At 74.0% G+C, this 20,127-nt stretch carries 16 protein-coding genes and 2 tRNA genes; 10 read left to right on the top strand and 8 right to left on the bottom strand.

Annotated features, from left to right (window positions below; genetic code table 11):
* Positions 1–252: 252 nt before the first annotated feature.
* Complete coding sequence (locus ACF1G2_RS03340; protein ID WP_391796603.1) at positions 253–1,113, top strand: alpha/beta hydrolase family protein; 861 nt, start codon at positions 253–255, stop codon at positions 1,111–1,113.
* Positions 1,114–1,308: 195 nt separating this feature from the next.
* Positions 1,309–4,071, top strand: a complete 2,763-nt coding sequence (locus tag ACF1G2_RS03335; RefSeq protein WP_391796602.1) for a LuxR C-terminal-related transcriptional regulator — start codon at positions 1,309–1,311, stop codon at positions 4,069–4,071.
* A gap of 31 nt (positions 4,072–4,102) precedes the next feature.
* On the opposite strand, the gene ACF1G2_RS03330 is transcribed toward ACF1G2_RS03335, so the two are convergent.
* From ACF1G2_RS03330 to ACF1G2_RS03315, 4 genes are all read right to left on the bottom strand, one after another.
* Complete coding sequence (locus tag ACF1G2_RS03330; RefSeq protein WP_391796601.1) at positions 4,103–5,359, bottom strand: ribonuclease inhibitor; 1,257 nt, start codon at positions 5,357–5,359, stop codon at positions 4,103–4,105.
* Positions 5,356–6,705: an SDR family NAD(P)-dependent oxidoreductase gene (locus tag ACF1G2_RS03325; RefSeq protein WP_391796600.1), complete on the bottom strand. Its 1,350-nt coding sequence runs from the start codon at positions 6,703–6,705 to the stop codon at positions 5,356–5,358. The genes ACF1G2_RS03330 and ACF1G2_RS03325 overlap by 4 nt, the downstream gene beginning before the upstream one ends.
* Before the next feature lie 31 nt (positions 6,706–6,736).
* Positions 6,737–6,809: transfer RNA gene (locus ACF1G2_RS03320), tRNA-Gly, on the bottom strand.
* Between the two features lie 7 nt (positions 6,810–6,816).
* Positions 6,817–6,889 (bottom strand) — tRNA-Glu (locus tag ACF1G2_RS03315).
* A gap of 100 nt (positions 6,890–6,989) precedes the next feature.
* Between ACF1G2_RS03315 and ACF1G2_RS03310 the strand changes: the two genes are divergently transcribed.
* Positions 6,990–7,562, top strand: coding sequence for an antibiotic biosynthesis monooxygenase (locus ACF1G2_RS03310; protein ID WP_391796599.1), 573 nt, complete (start codon positions 6,990–6,992; stop codon positions 7,560–7,562).
* Between the two features lie 31 nt (positions 7,563–7,593).
* Here ACF1G2_RS03310 and ACF1G2_RS03305 read toward each other — a convergent pair whose 3' ends face one another.
* A complete protein-coding gene (locus tag ACF1G2_RS03305) occupies positions 7,594–7,758 on the bottom strand; it encodes a hypothetical protein (RefSeq protein WP_391796598.1) in 165 nt (54 codons plus the stop codon).
* 153 nt (positions 7,759–7,911) lie between these two features.
* Positions 7,912–8,841, bottom strand: a complete 930-nt coding sequence (locus tag ACF1G2_RS03300) for a ketopantoate reductase family protein (protein ID WP_391796597.1) — start codon at positions 8,839–8,841, stop codon at positions 7,912–7,914.
* 260 nt (positions 8,842–9,101) lie between these two features.
* On the opposite strand from ACF1G2_RS03300, the gene ACF1G2_RS03295 reads away from it, so the two are divergent.
* The 4 genes from ACF1G2_RS03295 to ACF1G2_RS03280 all read left to right on the top strand — a co-directional run bounded on the left by ACF1G2_RS03295 (position 9,102) and on the right by ACF1G2_RS03280 (position 13,643).
* Positions 9,102–10,529 (top strand): ROK family protein, encoded by a 1,428-nt coding sequence (locus tag ACF1G2_RS03295; protein ID WP_391796596.1) that lies wholly within the window; start codon positions 9,102–9,104, stop codon positions 10,527–10,529.
* A gap of 76 nt (positions 10,530–10,605) precedes the next feature.
* Positions 10,606–12,072, top strand: a complete 1,467-nt coding sequence (locus ACF1G2_RS03290) for an ABC transporter permease (RefSeq protein ID WP_391796595.1) — start codon at positions 10,606–10,608, stop codon at positions 12,070–12,072.
* Between the two features lie 42 nt (positions 12,073–12,114).
* Complete coding sequence (locus tag ACF1G2_RS03285) at positions 12,115–12,813, top strand: ABC transporter ATP-binding protein (protein WP_391796594.1); 699 nt, start codon at positions 12,115–12,117, stop codon at positions 12,811–12,813.
* A gap of 107 nt (positions 12,814–12,920) precedes the next feature.
* Positions 12,921–13,643: a CDP-alcohol phosphatidyltransferase family protein gene (locus ACF1G2_RS03280; RefSeq protein ID WP_391796593.1), complete on the top strand. Its 723-nt coding sequence runs from the start codon at positions 12,921–12,923 to the stop codon at positions 13,641–13,643.
* Here ACF1G2_RS03280 and ACF1G2_RS03275 read toward each other — a convergent pair.
* On the bottom strand, positions 13,624–14,139 hold the full coding sequence (locus ACF1G2_RS03275) for an adenylyltransferase/cytidyltransferase family protein (RefSeq protein ID WP_391796592.1): 516 nt from the start codon (positions 14,137–14,139) through the stop codon (positions 13,624–13,626). The two genes, ACF1G2_RS03280 and ACF1G2_RS03275, sit on opposite strands and share 20 nt — an antisense overlap.
* A gap of 196 nt (positions 14,140–14,335) precedes the next feature.
* Here ACF1G2_RS03275 and ACF1G2_RS03270 point away from each other — a divergent pair, with 196 nt between their 5' ends.
* From ACF1G2_RS03270 to ACF1G2_RS03260, 3 genes are read left to right on the top strand one after another with little or no spacing between them, the layout of a single operon-like run.
* On the top strand, positions 14,336–15,541 hold the full coding sequence (locus tag ACF1G2_RS03270) for a glycosyltransferase family 4 protein (RefSeq protein WP_391797021.1): 1,206 nt from the start codon (positions 14,336–14,338) through the stop codon (positions 15,539–15,541).
* Positions 15,538–17,280 carry a lipopolysaccharide biosynthesis protein gene (locus tag ACF1G2_RS03265; RefSeq protein ID WP_391796591.1) on the top strand — a complete coding sequence of 581 codons (1,743 nt, stop codon included), beginning with the start codon at positions 15,538–15,540 and terminating at the stop codon, positions 17,278–17,280. Before ACF1G2_RS03270 ends, ACF1G2_RS03265 begins: the two co-directional genes overlap by 4 nt.
* The gene (locus ACF1G2_RS03260) at positions 17,277–18,518 is read left to right on the top strand and encodes a hypothetical protein (RefSeq protein ID WP_391796590.1); all 1,242 of its coding nucleotides are present in this window, start codon (positions 17,277–17,279) and stop codon (positions 18,516–18,518) included. Before ACF1G2_RS03265 ends, ACF1G2_RS03260 begins: the two co-directional genes overlap by 4 nt.
* Here ACF1G2_RS03260 and ACF1G2_RS03255 read toward each other — a convergent pair.
* Positions 18,491–19,996 (bottom strand): hypothetical protein, encoded by a 1,506-nt coding sequence (locus ACF1G2_RS03255; protein ID WP_391796589.1) that lies wholly within the window; start codon positions 19,994–19,996, stop codon positions 18,491–18,493. The genes ACF1G2_RS03260 and ACF1G2_RS03255 overlap by 28 nt on opposite strands.
* Positions 19,997–20,127 lie beyond the last annotated feature (131 nt).

Here is a 20,127-nt window from a genome sequence, read left to right as displayed (position 1 = left end):
TCTGAGGTCGCGTCGAAGCCGTGTCGCTCCGTCGCCGTCGCCGGACGGCGACGGCGACGCGGCGTTCCGCCGTATCACGTCCGACTCTGCGCAGGGGCCGCCGCCGGGTGACCGGTCGTTTCGCCGATGCCTTCGTCCGCCGCCGCCCCGACAGTGGCCGAGCCGGTCGATACCGGTGCGCCGGCCGATCCCCGGGCCGACGCCGAACGCCCCACGACATGACGCAACACGACACGAGAGGACGACTCCGTCGTGAAACGACACCTCGCCGCCGCCGCAGCCCTGTCATCCCTGGCCTTCCTGGCCGCCCCCGCCGCCGACGCCGCGGACAACCCCTACCAGCGCGGACCGGCACCGACCGTGGCCTCCATCGAGGCGGCGCGCGGCTCCTACGCGGTCTCCCAGACCAGCGTCTCCTCCCTGTCCGCCACCGGGTTCGGCGGCGGCACCATCTACTACCCGACGACGACGAGCGACGGCACGTTCGGCGCCGTCGTGATCTCGCCGGGCTTCACCGCGTACGAGTCCTCCATCGCCTGGCTGGGACCGCGGCTGGCCTCGCAGGGCTTCGTCGTCTTCACCATCGACACCCTCACCACGCTCGACCAGCCGGACAGCCGGGGCCGCCAACTGCTCGCCGCCCTGGACCACCTGACCCAGCGCAGCTCGGTCCGCTCCCGCGTCGACGCCTCGCGCCTGGGCGTCATGGGCCACTCGATGGGCGGCGGCGGCACCCTGGAGGCGGCCAAGAGCCGGCCCTCCCTGAAGGCCGCCATCCCGCTCACCGGATGGAACACGGACAAGTCGTGGCCCGAGATCAGTACGCCGACCCTGGTCGTGGGCGCCGACGGTGACACCGTCGCCCCGGTCGCCACCCACTCGGAGCCGTTCTACGAGAGCCTGCCTGCGTCCCTCGACAAGGCGTACCTGGAACTCAACGGCGCGACCCACTTCACCCCGAACAGCTCGAACACGACGATCGCGAAGTACAGCATCTCCTGGCTCAAGCGGTTCATCGACGACGACACCCGCTACGACCAGTTCCTCTGCCCGCTGCCACGGCCGAGCCTGACCATCGAGGAATACCGCGGCACCTGCCCGCTCGGTTCCTGACAGCCGGCCCGCCCGTCCCCGCCGCGCGCCCGTGCGCGGGCCGGGGGCGGTGCGGACCGTGGCCGGGGCGGGGACGGGCGCGAGCGCGAGGTGGGGCGACACTTGTCCCCGGGCACAGTGGGCCTCCCCCAGGTGTGGGCCCGGGCCCAACACATAACTCTTTCCTCGGTCCTTACCCGCCAGTACCGTTGCGGCGTGAGTGGAGCGACGAGGGCCGCCGCTGCTCCGCGGCTGTACGACCGTACGTCCGAACTCGCCGCCGTGGCGGCGTTGTCGGCGCGCGCCGCCGAGGGTTCCGGCGGCGTCCTGCTGGTCACGGCGGGCCCCGGGACGGGCCGTACGGCGCTGCTCGACCGGGCCGTCCGGGACTGCGCGATCCGGGCGCACCGGGTGGGCGCGCCGCACGGCAACCGGGTGCCCTGGAGCGGAGTGCGGGCGCTGGTGTCCGCACTCGCCCCGACGCCCTCGGCCGCGCGCCGCGCGGTGCGGGTGGCGCGCGGACCGGAGGGCGTCGCCGGTGCGCTGGCCGTCCTGCGCCCCGGGGAACCCCTGCTGCTCTGCGTGGACGACCACCATCTCTGGGACGCGCACTCGCGCACCGCGCTGGACGCGGTGTGGCGCGCGGGGCCGGTCCCCTGGGCGTGGGTCGTCTCGTTCGCGGAGCACCACCGGCCGCCCGATGTGCCCGGTGCCCGACTGCTGCGTCTGGGGCGGCTGGGCCGACAGGGTGCCGACGCCCTGCTCGACGACGTGTGCCGGACGCCGCTCCCGCCTTCCGTACGCGCTCGGCTGCTCGACGAGGCCGCCGGGCACCCGGGCGTCCTGACGGCGATGGCCGCACACCTCTCCACCGCCGGTCCCGCTGCTGCCCCGCCGTATGCCGCAGGTGGCGTCGAGGCGGTGAGAGGGGCGGACGACGCGGTGCTGTCCGAGGTGTTCCGGGGACTGCTGGAGTCCCTGCCCGCCGAATGCGTCCGGGTGCTCACGCTGGTGGCGATCGCGGGCGAGCCGGACCCGGCAGTGTCCGGGCCGGGCTCCGTACGTCCGGTCGGCGCCGACGCCGTCCTCGCGGCGGCACGCGCCGTGCGGGCGTCGCCCGAAGCGCTCGACCGGCTGGTCGCGTACGGCCTGCTCCGGGGGACCCGCGAGGCGCTCCGCTTCGTGGAGCCCCTTCTGCGGCGCGCCGTCCTCGGCACCGTCCCGCCGTCGCGACGCCGGGACCTGCGCGCCCTCCTCGCTCCATCGGTCTCACCGGCCTCACCGGGTTCACCGGCCCTGTCGGCCCCGCAGGTTTTACCGGCTGCACCGGCTGCACCGGCTCCATCGGTCTCACCGGCCCTGTCGGCTCCGCAGGCCTTACCGGCTCCACCGGCCTCACCGGCTCCACCGGCTCCACCGGCCTCGTCGGCTCCGCAGGCCTTACCGGCTCCACCGGCCTCACCGGCCCCGGCGGGCGGCGAGGCACCGGTCTTCGCCCGTGCGTCCGTCGACGTGGTGCGGGGGCGGGCCGAGCTGGAGCGCGGTCTGGCCGCGCTGGCCGACGGTCCGGCCGGCGACGCCCACCAGGTGCTGCTCCTCGCCGCCTCGCTGCTGCGCGAGGGCGCGCCGGAGGAGGCGGCCGACGCGCGGTTCCTCGCCATGGAGGCGGCCTGGGCGGCCGGCGACCCGGAAGCGTGCGCGACCGCGCTCGGCGGCGACAGCGCACAGCGCCCCGGAACGGACGGGTGCGCCGACGCGGCCGAACGGGACTTCCGCGACGGGATGTGTGCCGCGCTGGCCGTCCGGCTGCACGAGGCACGCGCGCCACTGACCCGCGTCGTGGCCCGCGACGGAGCGGCCGACGAGCCGCGCCGGCTGCTGCGCGCCGGGGCCGCAGCCCTCGTGCTCGGGGACATGACCACCGCCGTACGCGTCCACGCCCGCGTGCTGGCGAAGGTACGGGCCGAGGGCCGTACCGCGCTGCTCCCGAGGGTCCTCGAACACCTGGCGTACGCCGAGCTGAGGGCCGGCCGCCACGAACGCGCCGCCGCCCACGCCCGGGAGGGGCTGCGCACGGCCGAACGCACGGGCCAGCGCAACGCGGCGGCCCACCAGCTCGCCGTACTCGCCCTGGCGGCCTCGGTCTCGGGCGACCGGAGCGCCGTGACGGAACACGCCGGACGGGCGCTCCGGACCGCACGGCCGCACGGACTCGTCCAGGCGATCACGCTCGCCGAGTGGTCACTGGCCCGGGCCGAACTGGCCGACGGACTCGCCGCACAGGCCGCGGCGCGCCTCGCCCCGCTCGTCGGCCGGGGGCCCCGCAGCGGCCACTTCGCCCTCCGGATGCTGGTCGTTCCCTGCTTCGTCGAGGCGGCCTGCGCGGCGGGCCGGGCGGCGGACGCCCGGGGCGCGGCCGAGGATTTCGCCGTCTGGGCCGGCCTGGGGATCGATCCCCAGGCGCCCGCGCAACTGGCCCGCTGCCGTGCGCTCCTTGCCGGTGCGGAGGACTCCGCGCACTGGTACGGGGAGGCGGTACGGCACCACGAGGAGACGGGCAACGACTTCGAGCGGGCGCGGACGCTGCTGGCCTACGGCAAGTGGCTGCGCAGACGGAGGCGTCCGGTGGAGGCCAGAGGGCCCCTCAGCGACGCGCTCGTCACCTTCGAGCGTGCGGCGGCCGGTGTCTGGGCCGACCAGGCGAGGGCGGAACTGCGCGCGACCGGCGGCGCCGTGGGCGGGACGGCCCTCGCGCCGCCGGACGCCGTCGGCGGGCTGACCCCTCAGCAGCAGCGCATCGCCGGCCTGGTGGCGGCGGGGGCGACCAACCGCGAGATCGCCGACCGGCTGTCGCTGAGCCCCCGCACGATCGACCACCATCTGCGGAACGTGTTCGCCCGGCTCGGCGTCCGCTCCCGCGTCGAACTCTCCGGACTCCTGGCCCGCGCCGCCCGGGACGCGCAGGGGCCCGGCGGGTGACCGCCGTCGGCCGCCGTCCGCCCCCCGGCTGTCAGTCGCCGGTGGCCGGGTCCGGGGGGTCCGTCGCTGCCGGTGGGGCCGGTGCGGCCGTGCGGTGGACGCTGCGGACGGCGTCGACGTCCGCGGACACCGTCGGCCTCGGCAGGTGTGCGCTGAACGCGTCGAGCCGCCGCCGGACGCTGGTCGCGATGCCCTTGCCGAGCACGAAGCGTGTCGCCGTGACCGCCCGCGGCGCGGCGTCGAGGAGCCGGTGCGCCTCGCGGCTGCGCAGGCCGGTGTGGGCGAGGACGAGATGGGTCAGACGGTGTTCGCACGCCGCGAGCGTCTCGCCGATCGCGGTCGCGGCGGCCAGGTCGACGTGGTTGTCCGTCGCGCCGAGCGTCCCGGCGGCCCGGACCCGGCCGAGGTCCAGCAACTCGACGCCCGCGCCCGCCGCCGCGGCGACGAGCCGGGCGGCGGCCCCGGGCCCGATTCCGTTGCTGGCGACGGAGAGCCGGGCCGTACGGCCGTACGGCGCGCGCTCCAGGGCGTCGGCGAGGAGCAGCGCCCCCTCGTCGCCCAGCCGCGCCGCCGAGACGTACAGTTCTGCGACCGCCCCGGCGGACAGCAGCGCGGCGAGCGGTACGGCCCCGGCGCGGCCCAGCGGATTCCCGCCGACGAAGAGCCGTTCGATCCGGCGGCCGGAGACGGCCGCCGCGAGCAGCGCCTCGGCGAGAACGGCGAGGCCCGCGGGGTCGAGCCCGGTCTGCACGAGGTCGAGGGTGCGCAGCCCGGACGCGGCGGCCACGAGGTCGGCAGCCGCCCTGCCGCCCTCCGTGCCCAGCGGGTTGCGCTTGAGCCACACCCCGCTGACGACGTGCTCGGAGGCCCGCAGACTGTCGGCGATCCGGCACGCACCGCCCGCGGTGATGCCGTTGCAGCCCAGATAGAGGGTCTCGACGCCCGCGCCCACGGTCTTCTCCGCGACATCCGCCGCGCCGTCGTCACCGAGCCCGTCCGTGCCCAGGAGCAGATGGCGGACACCCGCCGGTCCGGCAGTCTCGCCGAGGGCTTCGGCGATCAGCGCGGCGCCCTCCGGGCCCAGGGCCTGCTTGCACAGGTCGAGCCGCCCGTCGGGCATCGCCGTACCCGCCGGGAAGTCGAGTCTCCGTTCGGCCGCCCCACCGCCGCGCAGCCAGGCGATCAGCGGACCGAGGTCGGCGATCGAACGGGGCAGGACGGACGGCACACCCGCGAACGTGTCCCCGCCTCCCCGGGAGCCGCCTGCCGCGTTCTCCCGCCCGCTCACCACTCCGCCTCCCGGTAGTCCTTGAGGAAGACGCCGGACACCGGCGCGCCGGCCTCGCCGCGGACGATCGGGTCGTACACCCGCGCCGCCCCGTCCACGATGTCCAGCGGCGTACGGAACCCCTCGGCGGCGAGCCGGTTCCTCTTCGGCAGGGGGTTCTCGTCGGTGATCCAGCCGGTGTCGACGCTGCACATGTGGACACCCTGGGAGGCGAGTTCGGGCCCGCTCGTGCGCGTGAGCATGTTGAGCGCGGCCTTGGCCATGTTGGTGTGGGGATGCCCGGCGGTCTTGCGCCGTGCGGCGAAACGGCCCTCCACGGCGGTCACGTTGATCACGTACCGGTTCGGCCGGGGCGAGGCGAGCAGCAGCGGCAGCAGCCGGTCCACGAGCAGCGCGGGCGCCAGCGCGTTGACGAGCTGGGTCTCCAGGAGCTCCGCCGGGTCCAGCGCGCCGATCCGTGCCGACCAGGAGTTCACAGGGGCATGGTCGGGCAGCAGGCCCGCCTCGTCCGCCTCGGCGAGTACCAGCGCCAGCGCGCCCCCGGCGGAAGGCGCCTCCAGGGCCCGTAGCGGGGCGTAGCCCGGTGCGGCCCAGGCGGCACGGGGGAGCGCCGCCCTCTCGCCCGCGGCGAGCAGCGCGTACGACTCGGGCGGGCGACGGACTGTCTGGGCGGCGTTGTTGACCAGGATGTCGAGCGTTTCGCCGTCCGCGCGGAGCCGTTCGCAGAGCCCGAGGACCTGGCGCGGGTCGCGCAGGTCGACGGCGACGACCGTCAGCCGGTCGAGCCACGCCGCGCTGCCCGGCGCGGCCTCGAACCGGCGGAGCGTGTCGTGCGGGAAGCGCGACGTCACGAGGAGTTCGACGCCGTCCCGGAGCATCATCAGCGCCAGCTGGAAGCCGATCTTGACCCGGCCGCCGGTGAGGAGGGCGCGCCGCCCGCTGAGATCGGTCGACAGAGCGCGGCGGGCGGTGTTGTCGGCGGCGCACCCAGGGCAGAGCGCGTGGTAGAACGCGTCGACCTCCCGGTAGTGCTCCTTGCAGACGTAGCAGCGCCGCGGCCGGTGGAAGACCCCGCCCCCGCCCGCGTGTTCGCTGCCCAGCGGGGCGTCCTCGCGGCGGGTGACGGCGCCGGTCGCCGTGGCGGCCACGACCGAGGCGTCGGCCTCGCCGAGCGCCCCCCTGCGGGCCTTGCGGCGCCGGGTGCGGCCGTCACGGGCGAAGGCCGCGGCGACCTGCTCGGCGCGCAGACGGACCGGATCGTCGACGGGCAGGGCGCGGAGCCTGCCCACCGTACGGTCGAAGGCGGCGAGCTCCTCGTCGCTGATCTCCTCGCCGACCCGCCCCATGTCCGTTCCGCCCTGCCGTCGTCCGTCGTCGTGGTCCCGGCCGGATTCGAACCGGCGTGTTCCCTCCGGGCAGGAGGGCGCGACTGCCTCTGCGCTACAGGACCGGAAGCGCCCGGACGATCGGATTCGAACCGACGTGACCCGACCTGAGAAGTCGGTGCGACTGCCTCTGCGCTACATCCGGGTGTGGTGATCATACCGACGGCACACGGGGTGCCCGCCCGGCCCTCGGTCCGCCCCCCCGTAGAGTGGGGGCGGGCGCGGTGTGATCACGAGGAGTATGTGTGACCGCGGTGAGTCTCGAACACGCCACCGTCCCCGCCGACACCGGCGAGGTGACCCTGCTGATAGCCCGCCGGGTGGAACCCGGCTACGAGCTCGCCTTCGAGCGCTGGGCGAGAGGCATCCTGGACAGCGCGGCCGCCTTCCCCGGCCACCTCGGGTACGGACTCTTCCGCTCCTCGGGCGGCGACGCCCCCTGGTTCCTCGTCCACCGCTTCCGTGACGCGGCGGCCTGCCGGGCCTGGCAGGAGTCGCCGGAGCGGGCGGCCTGGTTCGCCGACTGCGAGGGCCACCACCACACCGAGATCGCCCGGCGTCAACTGACCGGAATGGAGACCTGGTTCGCCGAGCCGGGCTCGACACGGCCCGCGCCGCCCCGGTGGAAGATGGCGATCAGCGCGACGCTCGCGATCTACCCGATCTCTCTGCTGGGCAGCCTCTTCCTCGTGCCCCGTCTGACCACCCTGCCTCTCCTGCTCAGCAGCGCGGTCGTCGCCGCCGTCTTCAACGTCCTCATGACGTACGTGGCGATGCCGGCCGTGAGCAGGCTGCTGCGCGGATGGCTCGGCCGCTAGAGCCTGATGCGAAAGGCAGGCCCCAGGCCGCCTACCCGGCCCGCGAGCGGAGTTCGACGGCGGTCAGGAGCTGGAGCCGGGCCTCCACCCAGGCGTGCACGGCCGCCGAGTGCCCCTCCTCGCGGAGGGCCACCGGGACGGCCCGTACCCGGGACGCGGACGTGGTGAGCCCGACCCGCGACAGGTCCTTGCACACGCGTCTGCCCTGCGGCCCGGAACGCCGAACCGCACGGGCCCTCCCTGTTTTCTGGTCGATCATTTTCCCGCACAGCAACGGGCGCCTCTGACAGCGGGTTCGGTGAGTGACAGACCGGAATCGGGAGGTGCCGGCCTGCGGACGCGGGGCGTTTTAGGAGCGCACGGCCGAGACGCGTGCCTGGTGGACGCGGAGGTGGAGGGTCGCCAGGTCGAGGAGCGGGGTGGGCACCGAGAAGGCGCGGGCCCGGGTCACCAGGTCGCCGAAGAGGTGCTCGACCTCCGTCGGGCGTCCGGCGATCAGGTCACGGTAGAGCGAGGGCACCATCGGGGACCCCGTCGCCGTGACGATGCCCAGGGTCGCGGCGCGCTCCGGCTCCGGTACGGGATGGCCCGCCGCCGCCGAGACGGCCGCGGCCTCGTCGAGGACCGCCGGGCCCAGGTCCGCACCGCCCGGGACGGCGTTGATCTCGCCGACCGTGCCGCGCATCAGGCTCGTCACCGCGCCGAAGGTGGTGATGAAGACCCACTTGTGCCACATGGAGGCCATCACGTCCTCCGGGACCAGGACGTCGATGCCGGCCTCCGCGAGGGCGGAGCGGAGCTTCTCCACCCTGGGTGACGGGGACCCGTTCTGCTCTCCGACGGTCAGATGGGCGAGCGGCGCGAGCCGGACGATGTCCCCCTCCTCGTCGAGCGTGGTGACCACCTTGGCGACGCCGCCGAGGACCGGCGCGGCACCGAACCGGGCGTTCAGGGCGTCGATGTGGGCGAGACCGTTGAGCAGCGGCACGATCGCCGTGTCCGGGCCGACGGCCGGGGCGATGTCCTCCATCGCCTGCTCGAGGGCTGTGGACTTCACGGAGAGAAGGACGAGGTCGTACGGAGTGGTCAGCGCGTCGGCCGTGACGAGACGGGGCTCCAGGGACCACGCCTCGCCCCGGCCGGTGATGCGCAGGCCGCGTTCGCGCAGCACGGCGGCGCGGCGCGGCCTGACCAGGAAGGTGACGTCCTGTCCGGAACGGGCGAGCAGCCCCCCGAAGTAGCCTCCGGTGGCTCCGGCGCCGACGACCAGGATCTTCATGAGTGCGGACCTCTCGGGGAGCGTTGTGGGACGGACGGTACGCGGTGAGTGCGGCGAGCCGGCCGGCGAGGACGGCGCGGGGGGAGGCGCAGATGGGCGGCCGACTCGCACGAGCGCCGGGCTCCCCCGTCGCCCCGCCGGAAACCTACCGCGCGGCGGACCGGGCCTCGCCGTCCGCGCGGCGGTCATGGTCGCGCTCGGCCCTGACCGCCACGGCCTGGGAGGCAACGGCGAGGCGGGGGATTAGGCTCGTCGCCACGATGACGAAGACTCCGCGGACCGGGGACGCCCGCCCGAAGCGACGGAAACCGGCGGCCGAAGGCGGCGAGGCCGGAGGCGGGGCTGCCGAGAGCACGACGGCGGCCGGTACGCCTGCGCGGAATGCGAGCGGTGAGGGGCGGGCGCGGGTGGAAGCGGGGCCCCGGGAGCCCAAGGCCGACAAGGCGAGCGTGCGGCGGCACAACCTCAGCCTCGTCCTGCGGACCGTCCACGAGGCCGGCGAGACGACCCGCGCGGCCGTCGCCGCGCGGGTGGGACTCACCCGTGCGGCTGTCTCCTCCCTCGTCGAACAGCTCCTGGAACAGGGCTTCCTGGTCGAGTCGGGCAAGACGTTCAGCGGACAGGCCGGACGGCCGGGGACGGTCCTGAAGGCGGCCGGCACAGGTCCGGCCGGGCTCGGGGTCGAGATCAACGTCGACTACGTGTCCGTCTGCGTCGTCGACCTCGCGGGAGCCGACCGGGTCCGCGTCACCGAACCCGTCGACAACCGCGCCGCCGACCCGGACGACGTCCTCGCGCGCGCCGCCGGGATCGCGGCGGGCGCCCTGCGGAGCGCGGCGGACCTGGAGCTGAGACCGGTCGGGGTCCGGCTCGCCCTGCCGGGCCTGGTCTCGTCAGGCACCGTCCGCCAGGCGCCCAACCTCGGCTGGAACCGTGTGGCGGCCGACCGGCTGTTCGGCGCCGCGCTGCTCGCGAAGCACCGCTCCGGGCCGGAGCTGCCGGTCGCCTCGGACAACGAGGCGAACGCGGCGGCGCTGGCCGAGCTGTGGTTCGGCGCCCTGGGCGACGTACGGAGCTTCCTGTACCTCACCGGTGAGATCGGCGTGGGCGGGGCGATCGTCGTGGACGGCGAACTGCTGCGCGGCGCGCACGGCTTCGCGGGCGAGATCGGCCATCTGCCCGTGGACGCGGACGGCCGCCTGTGCCGCTGCGGCTCGCGCGGCTGCCTCGAGCAGTACGCGGGACAGACGGCCCTGCTGCGGTCGGCGGGCGCGGCCGATGTGGAGGAGCTGGCGCGCCGCGCCGACGCGGGCGAGCCGCGAGCGGTGGCCGCCGTCGAGGAGGCGGGGCGGATGCTCGGTCTTGCGCTCGCCGGCGCGGTGAACCTGCTCGACCCCGAGGCCGTCGTCCTCGGCGGGATCTACCCGCGTCTGATGCCCCGTCTGGGACCGGCCGTCGACGCCGAACTCGCCCGCCGGGTCGTCTCCGGCCTCTGGACGCCGAAGGCGGGCCGCTTGCGCGCCGCGTCCGCCGTCAGCCCGGTGGGCCGCCTTCGCGCCGCGTCGGCCGCGAGCCCGGTGGGCCGGGGCCGCCTGCGCGCCGCCTCCGCCGCGAGCCCCGCGTCACGCGGCGCGGCCGCGTTCGTCATCCGCCACGTCCTGGCGGACCCCCTCGCGTACGTCCCCTGAGCCGAGCCCCCGACTCTCATCCCACTCTCACGCGGGCCTTATCCAGCCATCACCGCACGCACCTAGCTTCGCGCCCATGTTCTTCACCTACCTCCGGCGCGAACTGCGCCGTCGCAGAAAGGCGGCGCTCGTCGTCGCCTCCGGGCTCGCGCTCGGGATCGCGTTGGTCATCGTCGTCAACTCCGTGGCCTCCGGCATGAAGCAGGCCCAGACCCAGGTCCTGGAGTCCCTCTACGGGCTCGGCACCGATCTGACCGTCACCAAGGCCCGTGAAGAGCCCCAGGGCGGTGGGCAGGTGCAGCGGCCGCGGTTCGAGTTCGACGCCGGCGAGGAGGGCGAGGAGCAGAGCAGCGACCGGCTGATGGTCCAGGGGTTCCAGACCCTGCCCGCCTCCACCTCCGCCACGGTCGCGAAGCAGGCGGGTGTCGCCCAGGCCGTCGGCGGGCTGAGCCTCGTCAACCTCAAGATCGACGGCGAGTTCAAGCGCGGCGAGTTCAAGCAGGCCGAGCCCGCCCAGCCCGGCAGCCCGGGCGGCGGCAACGGCGGCGGAGGCCGTGTCGAAGGCGGTGGCGCCGCCTTCGACGTCAACTCCTTCACCCTCTACGGCACCGACGTCACCGCCCCCGGCCTCGGCCCCCTCACCACCTCCAGCCTCACCAAGGGCCGTACGTTCAAGGCCACCGAGACCGATGCCGCCGTCGTCGTGATCGACAGCGCGTACGCCAAGCAGGAGGGCCTCGACGTCGGCGAGACGCTCACGGTCAAGGGCGTGAAGTTCGAGGTCGTCGGCATCGCCACCGCCGACAGCGGCCAGGCCGCCGCCCAGGTCTACCTGCCGCTCACGAAGGCGCAGACGCTCTCCGACTCCAAGGACAAGATCACCACCGTCTATGTGAAGGCGACCGACTCGACGAAGATCGAAGCCGTCAAGGCCGCCATCCAGAAGAACGTCACCGGCACCACGGTCACGACCTCCGCCGACCTCGCCGAGACCGTCTCCGGCTCCCTCGACACCGCGGCCGACCTGGCGGCCAACGTGGGCAAATGGCTCTCGTACGCCGTTCTCGTCGCCGCCGTCCTCGTCGCGGGGCTGCTCACCTCCTCGGCCGTCAGCCGCCGGGTGCGCGAGTTCGGCACCCTCAAGGCGCTCGGCTGGAAGAGCGGCCGGGTCACCCGGCAGGTGATGGGCGAGGCGCTGGTGAACGGCCTCATCGGAGGCGCGCTCGGCATCGCCGTGGGCCTCGCCGGCGCCTACCTCGTCACCGCCGTCAGCCCCACCCTCACGGCCGAGCTCGGCGGCGGCGCGCTGTCGGGCGGCGGCCCCGGCGGCGGCCGGATGCTCGGCGGCCCCGGCATGGCCGCGGTCCGCGACGCGGGGGGCGGCGGCAACACGCTCGACATCGCCCTCACGGCGCCCGTGAGCCTCACCACCGTCGGCCTCGCCGTCCTCCTCGCCCTCGGCGGCGGTCTGGTCGCGGGCGGCTTCGGCGCCTGGCGCGCCTCGCGCCTGCGCCCGGCGGACGCGCTGCGCCGCGTCGAGTAGCCGGTAGCCCCGAACCCCTTCCCGTATCGCAGGAGTTGCACCATGTACGAACTCACAGGCGTCACCAAGCAGTACCGCAGGGGCCAGGAGAGAGTCGACGCCCTCGCCGGGATCGACCTCACCATCAGGGAGGGCGACCGGCTGGTCATCCAGGGTCCCACCGGCGGCGGCAAGTCCACGCTGCTGCAGATGCTGGGCGGTCTCGACCGGCCCACGGCGGGCAGCGTCATGCTCGACGGCGTCGATCTGGCCGGACTTCCGGAGAGCCGGCTGACGGCGGTACGGAGTCAGAACATCGGCTTCGTCTTCCAGTTCTTCAACCTCATCCCCACGCTCACCGCCCAGGAGAACGTGGAGACCGCACTCGTCCCGATGGGCATCAGGGCCGGTGAGCGGCGGGCCATGGCGGCGGAGGCGCTGGAGGCCGTCGGTCTCGGCGAGCGCCGGTCGCACCTGCCGTCCGAGCTCTCGGGCGGACAGCAGCAGCGCGTCGCGATCGCCCGGGCCCTGGTCAAGCGGCCCAAGGTCCTTCTCGCCGACGAGCCGACCGGCAACCTCGACGAGTCGATGCGTGACGAGATCGTGGAGCTGCTCGAAGGGCTCTGGAAGGAGCACGGGCTGACGTTCGTGATGGTCACCCACGACAGTGCGATCGCCCGGCGGGCCCCGCGCCTCGCGACGATCCGCAAGGGCCGGATCACGATCAAGGAGAACCGCCAGGCGGAGGCGGTGGAGGCGTAGGGCGTCTGGATCATGCCGGACCGGCCACCGCGAACCCCCCGGTGATGCGATGATGTGCGCCATCACGTACGAAAGTACGAAACTCGCACACAGACCCGGGGGAGTTCGTGGGAACGTTCGGGACCGCGCTGGCCGAGCTGAAGTCCGCCCAGAAGTCGGCGAAGGGGGTCTCGCTCTACTCGCGGTTCGTCAACCGCCCGGTGGGGCGCCTCCTCGCGGCCGGTTCGCACCGGGTCGGACTGACCCCTAATCAAGTCACTTTGGTCAGCGCCCTGTTCAGCTTCGCGGCCGTCGCCGGAGTGGCCCTCGGCGGTCCGTCCTGGGCGCTCGGTCTGCTGGTCTGGCTGGGGCTCGCGGTCGGTTTCGCCTTCGACTCCGCCGACGGGCAGCTCGCGCGGCTGCGGGGTGGTGGCAGCCCGGCGGGGGAGTGGCTCGACCACGTCGTCGACTGCGCGAAGATCACCGCGCTGCACACCGCGGTGCTGATCGCCTTCTACCGTCACCCCGAGCACTTCGGCACGGACGCCGACGGCTGGCTCCTGGTCCCGCTCGGGTTCCAACTCGCCGCCGTGGTCACCTTCTTCGGTGGACTGCTGACCGAGAAGCTCAAGCCGCGCCCGGCGCCGGGCACCCCCTCCCCGCAGCCCTCCACCCTGCGCGCGGTGGCCCTGCTCCCCGTCGACCACGGCGTCTTCTGCCTGGTCTTCCTGCTCCTCGGCGGCGGATCCCTCTTCCGGTGGGGCTACACCGCGCTCGGCGCCGCGAGCGCGGTGTTCCTCCTCGCCTTCCTCGCCAAGTGGTTCCGCGAACTCAGCCCAGCCCCTCGCTGACCCCGCCGATCCCGCCCGCATTGGTGCCGAGACCGGCGGCCCCGGTGGTGCCCGGCTCGGCCTCCTGCGTCAGGATGTCGAGCGCGCGCCGGAGCTGGGTGCTGGAGGTGTGCATCGTGTACGGGAAGTAGACGATCTCCACCCCCACCCCCGCGAAGTCCCGCTCCAGCCGCTCCCCCTTGGGCGTGCCGCGCCAGTCGTCGCCCTTGAACAGCACGTCGAACCGGACCTGCTTCCAGGTCTCCAGCTTGTCCGGCACCGTCTCCACGAAGGCCGCGTCGACGTACTTCACGTTCCGTACGATCTCCAGCCGTTCGACCAGCGGAATCACCGGCCGCCGGCCCTTGGCCAGCTCGGCCATCTCGTCCGAGACCACCCCCGCCACCAGGTAGTCGCACTGGCTGCGCGCGTGTCGGAGGATGTTGAGGTGCCCGATGTGAAAGAGGTCGTAGGCCCCCGGCGCGTAGCCGACGCGGTACGGCCTTCCTGCGGTCATGTACCAAACCCCCCAGGTGCGTTCGCGCTCCCCAGCGCGAAAGGAGTTTCGACGATAGCGTGCACATTCCGTTGAGAGTGGGTGAACGACTAGGGTGATGACCGGTTCGCGTCAGGGGGAGAGGGGCGGTCGCGTGGGGGATCGTACGGCGGGGAACAGCGACTCGGGAACACCACGGGGGCGCAGGCGCCTGCTGATGGTGTCCACCAACTACGCACCCGAGCATGCCGGAATAGGTCCGTACGCGACACAGATCGCCGAACACTGGGCGGCGAGCGGCCACGAGACCCATGTCCTCGCCGGAATGCCGCACTACCCCTCCTGGTCCCTCGACCCGGCCTATGCCAAGGCATGGCGCCGTACGGAGGAGCGCGCCGGAGTCGTCGTCCACCGCCGCCGCCACACCGTCCCCCCGCGCCAGACCGCCCTGAAGCGGGCCGCGTTCGAAGCCAGCGTGCTCGCCCACGGGCTCGTCGCACCGCCCGCGATGGCCCGGCCCCATGCCGTCCTTGCCCAGATGCCCAGCCTCGCCGGCGGCATCATCGGCGCGCGGCTCGCGGCCCGTTGGCGCGTCCCGTACGTTCCCGTCGTGCAGGACCTGATGGGTGCCGCGGCCGCGCAGAGCGGCATCGCCGGCGGAGACCGGGCCGCCGCGCTCGCCGCCCGGGCCGAGAGGTACGCCGTCCGCCGCGCCGCCCTCGTGGGCGTCATCCACGAGACGTTCGTCGACAAGGTGGCCGCCATGGGCGTCGACCGCGGCCGCATCCGGCTCGTCCCCAACTGGTCCCATGTGAGCGGCCCTTCGGCGCCCCGCGCCGAGACCCGGCACCGGCTCGGCTGGGGAGAGGGCGAGACCGTCGTCCTGCACTCCGGCAACATGGGCCTCAAGCAGGGCCTCGAGGTGCTCGTCGAAGCGGCCCGGCGCGACCCGAAGGTCAGGATCGTGCTCCTGGGCGACGGCAACCAGCGTTCTCATCTGGCGGAGTTGGGCGCCGGAGTCCCCAACCTGGAGTTCATGGAACCCGTCGACGACGACGCGTTCCCCGACACCCTCGCCGCGGCCGACGTCCTCGCCGTCACCCAGCGCGCCTCGGTCCTCGACATGAGCGTGCCGTCCAAGCTGACCTCGTACTTCGCCGCCGGACGCCCCGTCGTCGCCTCCGTGGCCGCCGTGGGCGGCACCGCCCAGGAGGTGCTGCGCTCCGGCGCCGGCGTCCTCGTACCTCCGGAAGATCCCGACGCACTGCTCGCCGAGATCCGTAGAATCGGCGACGATCCGGCGGCCGCCGAAGCGCTCGGCGCCCAGGGACCCCGCCATGTCGAGGCCCATCTGACGAGGGCGGCCGGGCTCGCCCGGATCGACGCACTGATCGAAGAGGCACTGGGGGGTCCGAGCACGTGACACAATCGCACGTCACCGCGGTGGAGGACGACGAACCGGAGCTGCTCCGCGACCAGTTCCGCCAGCTCCTGCGCTACCGCTCGATCATCGCCGCCGGCATCGGGATCGGTCTGCTCGGCGGCGTCTGGTTCGGGATGTCCAACGCGGACACCTACGTGGCCACCAGCCAGGTCGTGCTCCGGGCCCCCGTCAACGACCCGTTCAACCCCAGCATTTCGCAGGAGAAGACCCTCAACATGGGGTCCGAGCGGCAGACCGCGCTCAGCAGCAGCGTCGCCGGGCAGGCCGCGAAGAAGCTCGGCTGGACCGGCACCATCGGCAAACTGCAGAAGGACCTGCAGGTCACCAACCCGCCGCAGAGCCAGGTGCTCCAGTTCACCTACACGGCCGACACACCCCAGGCCGCCGCCGACCGGGCCAACGCGGTCACCCAGGCCTACCTCGAACTGCGCAAGAAGCAGTGGACCGACCTGCGGGCCACCATGCTCGACGGACAGCAGAAGCAGCTCGACGAGGTGGCCAAGAAGCACGACCAGAAGATCAAGGAACTCGACCGGATGCCCGACGGGGCGGCCCGGGACGCCGAGTACGGCGTCAAGACCAACCTGCTCAACCGCATCAACGAACTCGACGGCCGGATCTCCCAGCTCAAGTCGCTCGACATGTCACCGGGCACCGTCATCCGCGTCGCCACCGCCCCCGGCTACTCCGACGGCCCCGGCCTGCCCATGAGCCTCGGCCTCGGCGCGCTCGTCGGCGTGGCGCTCGGCCTGCTCGCCGCCTGGGTCCGCCTCGTCTTCGACCCCGCGCCCCGCTCGCCCGGCGACGTCGCCCGCGCCGTACGCGCCCCCGTCCTCGGCACCCTGCCCCGAGGCGCCACCGACGTCCTCCTCGCCGAGGACCACACCGACGCCCGCGTCGCCGAGGAGTACCGCTCCGTCGCCTTCCGGCTCGCCTACGACCAGCGGTTCGCCGACCGGCGGCGCCTCCTCGTCGTCGCCCCGCGCGGCTCCAACGAGGCGGCCGTCGCCGTCGCCTCCCATCTCGCGGCCTCCTTCGCCGAGACCGGCAAGGACGTCCTCCTCATCGAGGCCGACCTGCGCACCCCCACCCTCGCCGGGCGGCTGCGCGCCCACGCGGCCGCCGCGCCGCGCTGGAGCAACCCGCCGGAGGGCGAGGAGAGCGACTGGCCCCGCAGGCGCCAGCTCGCCGTCGACGCGGGAGAGTCAGGCTCCTTCGGCCTGGTGCCGGGCGAGCGGGTACGGAACGTGGCGCGCGCCCTGACCGGCCCCCGGGTCTCCCGGCTGATCGCCGAGGCCGACTCGCCCAACTCCACCGTCGTCGTGCTCGCCCCGCCCGTCCTCAACTACGCGGACGCGCTCGCGCTCGTCGACCGCGTCGACGGCGTCCTCATCGTCTGCGACCCGCGTGCCGTCCACCGTACGGACCTCCAGCGGATCCGCGAACTGATAGGAGGCGCGGGGGGTACGGTCCTCGGCGCCGTCGTGTACACACCGGGCCGCCGCCGGCGCCGGGCCGCCAAGCAGCAGGCCGCCCGCCGGGGGGCGGGCGCCGGCCGAAGCGGCCGGGCCGCTCAGGCATCCGCCCCCGCCGGGACCGAGGAGTTCGCCGCCGAACCCGAGCAGATCCTCGTCGGCGACGGCTCCGACACCGTCGCCCTGCGCGCCCTGCGCGCACAGGACGTGCGGACCGGCGACATCCACGCGGGCGACCGTTGAGACGTGCCGCCGCCGTCGCCGCCTCGGTGCTCGACCAGGCGGCGGCCAGTCTCACCAACATCGCCGTCCTGGTGATCGCGGCGCGCGCCTCCAGCGCCGACGGCTTCGCCGCCTTCTCCATGGTGTACATCGTCTTCACCGTGCTCCTCGGCCTGGGGGCCGCCTTCGTCGGGCAGAGCGTCGTCCTGGAGAAGGGCGAGGAGCACGAGGTCGGCGCGGCGGTCCGCTCCGCCGTCGTCTTCACCGCCGCCGCCTCCACCGCGGCCGGGGTCCTGCTCCTCGCGACCGGCGCCGTCATCGGAGGCGGAACCGGACTCGCCGTCCTCGCCCTCGGCGCGGTCCTCCCGGTCGTCCTCGTCCAGGACGGCCTGCGCTACGGCTTCTCCGCCCTGCGGCAGCCCCACCGGGCCCTCGCCGCCGACCTGCTCCGGCTCGCCTGCGCCGTACCGGCCCTGCTGCTCCAGCCGCACGGCGGCTCACCCGCCCGGCTCGTCCTCGTCTGGGGCCTCTCGGCGATGCCCGCCGCGCTTCTCGGCCTGGCCCTGCTCCACCCGTACGTCCGGAACCGGCCCTGGTCCCTCCGCCGGCACCTGCGGGGGGACCACCTCGGCCGGCGCTTCGCCGTCGAGTTCGCCGTCGGCAGCGCCTCCAGCCAGCTCGCCGTCCTCGGCCTCGGACTCCTCGCGAGCCCCCTCGTCGTCGGCGCGCTGCGCGGCGCGACCACCCTCTTCGGACCGCTCAACACGCTGTTCACCTCCGTCAACGCCTTCGGCCCGCCGCTCCTCGGCAGGGCGGGCGGCCGCCGTGCGACCGTACGGGCCGCCGCCGGTCTCGCCGCCGTCCTCGCGCTCGTCGCGCTCGGCTGGGCCGCCGTGCTGTACGCGCTGCCCGATCACGTCGGCCGTCGACTCCTCGGCGCCACGTGGCAGTCCACCGCCGCCCTGCTGCCCGCGACCGGGAGCCAGTACGCCGTGATGGCGGCGGGCACCTGTGCCCTGGTCACCCTCCGCGTCCTCAGCCCGCGCGCCACGCTCTCCGTGCAGGTGGTCTTCTCGCTGCTCTCCGTCGCCCTGATGCTCGCCGGATACGGCCTCGGCGGCGCCGCGGGCGCGGCCTGGGGCCTCGCGGCCGGCTCCGCCCTGAAGGCCGTCGCCGCGTGGACCCGGGTGGCGCGCACGCGCCCCGAGCCCGCCGCGCCGCGCCAGGAGGGTCAGCGCAGCGCGGCGCCCTTGTCCTGACGCCAGGTCATCACCAGGGCGACACAGATCAGCGCGATCGCCACCCGCCCCGAGGCCTGGAGCAGCGGGCCCCGCAGCAGGATGAAGGAGTAGCCCGCCACCAGCGGCACCACCAGGGAGATCAGACTGCCGGGTGGCGCCCTGCGCGTGCCGCGGCGGGCGAACCGTCCGTCCACCCGGGCGGCCGCGTAGCCGAGCCCCGTCAGCCCGGCGGCCATGCCCACGGCGCCGAAGTCGATCCACAGCTCGGCCCAGACGGGGGAGGACAGATTGGTGTTCACCGTCCCCATCCACTGGCCGACCATCACCCCCGTGTCACGGGGCTTGCCCGCCCAGACCGAACGCGGCACGGCGAAGAGCACGGACCCGGCCAGCTGACGTCCGTACCGGTGCCGGCTGCCCGAGTTCACGAGCGTGATGGTGTTGGCGAACATGCCGACCTGGTCGTAGTCCTTCAGCGCCAGCGGCTCCAGGACCGAGGTCGTCTCGACGGGACGGTAGTTCTTCTCGTCGTACCGGAAGCGGTCGGAGAACGGGAAGACGATCAGCGCCATGACCACGCCCAGGCTGAGCGCCGACCGGTACATCGCGGCGCTCACCGGGAAGACGGTGAACAGCAGCGAGAACATCACCGTCAGGAACCAGTAGCGCGGGTTCGAGATCGGGTTGTTCACCACGCAGTTGAGCACCACCAGGGCGGCGAAGACGGCGAGCACCATGGGGCGGCGCCTCGCCCGCCGCGAGGTGACCAGCCAACGGCTGTAGACGAGCAGCGCGAAGAGCGCCGGGACCGTGCCGAAGCCGCGCAGGAACGCCTGCCCGGCCTGCGAGTCGGCCTGCGAGACGCCCGCCTCCTCGATCCCCGCGATGATCTCCTGGCGGCTGGAGAAGAAGACCGCCGGACCGCCCAGCTTGACCACGAACAGACCGCTGCACAGGAAGGCCAGCAGCACGAGGAGGTACAGCCGTCGCCGGTGCACCAGCGCCGGGCGGTCCTCCGCCTTCCGCGACGCACCCGCGCGGCCCCTCGCCAGGAGCGACCCCAGGTCGAACGCGGCGCAGCCGACCAGGACCAGGGCGACCGCCGTCGTCAGATCGGAGCGCGGACCCACCACCGGCGTCGGCACCCGGCCCAGGACGGCCTGGGCGAGCGGTGCCACTCCCATCGCCATGTAGACGAAGAGCCAGAACGAGCCCTGGAGCAGCTTGCGCCGGCTCGTGAGGATCATCGCCGACAGCCGGGCCCCGGCGTACATGGTCAGCGCGATCTGGAGGAAGTAGGCGGCGTCGTGCACGCCCGCGCCGGGCTGGATCGCCACCAGCAGCGGCAGGAAGACCGTGAAGCCGAGCACGAGCGGGATCGACAGGGCCCGGGAGAGCAGCGTGCGCGGCGACACGGCCGGGGCGAGCAGCAGCGGCGGGGGAGCCGCCGGCTCCGGACGCGCCTGGGCTCTCGCACCGCGTACATCGGTCGTCATTCCGCCCCCTGGACTCCCCGGAGCCACGGCCCCGCGGGCGTCGAAGTCCCCACCCCGGAACATCACTTCGCGGCAGTCTACCGACGCCCCCCTGTCACCTCGCGTCAACCGTTAGTCTGAACGCCGGGTGC

This window comes from Streptomyces sp. NPDC013457 (assembly GCF_043089925.1).
Taxonomy (GTDB): Bacteria; Actinomycetota; Actinomycetes; order Streptomycetales; family Streptomycetaceae; genus Streptomyces.
This window is presented reverse-complemented; position numbering and strand designations above follow the sequence as displayed.

What these genes read in the sequence shown, in the direction of transcription:
- ACF1G2_RS03325 (WP_391796600.1), bottom strand. Translation starts at nt 6,705, where the DNA reads ATGGGGCGGGTCGGCGAGGAGATCAGCGACGAGGAGCTCGCCGCCTTC.
- ACF1G2_RS03255 (WP_391796589.1), bottom strand. Translation starts at nt 19,996, where the DNA reads ATGACGACCGATGTACGCGGTGCGAGAGCCCAGGCGCGTCCGGAGCCG.
- ACF1G2_RS03300 (WP_391796597.1), bottom strand. Translation starts at nt 8,841, where the DNA reads ATGAAGATCCTGGTCGTCGGCGCCGGAGCCACCGGAGGCTACTTCGGG.
- ACF1G2_RS03290 (WP_391796595.1), top strand. Translation starts at nt 10,606, where the DNA reads ATGTTCTTCACCTACCTCCGGCGCGAACTGCGCCGTCGCAGAAAGGCG.
- ACF1G2_RS03295 (WP_391796596.1), top strand. Translation starts at nt 9,102, where the DNA reads ATGACGAAGACTCCGCGGACCGGGGACGCCCGCCCGAAGCGACGGAAA.
- ACF1G2_RS03275 (WP_391796592.1), bottom strand. Translation starts at nt 14,139, where the DNA reads ATGACCGCAGGAAGGCCGTACCGCGTCGGCTACGCGCCGGGGGCCTAC.
- ACF1G2_RS03285 (WP_391796594.1), top strand. Translation starts at nt 12,115, where the DNA reads ATGTACGAACTCACAGGCGTCACCAAGCAGTACCGCAGGGGCCAGGAG.
- ACF1G2_RS03270 (WP_391797021.1), top strand. Translation starts at nt 14,336, where the DNA reads ATGGTGTCCACCAACTACGCACCCGAGCATGCCGGAATAGGTCCGTAC.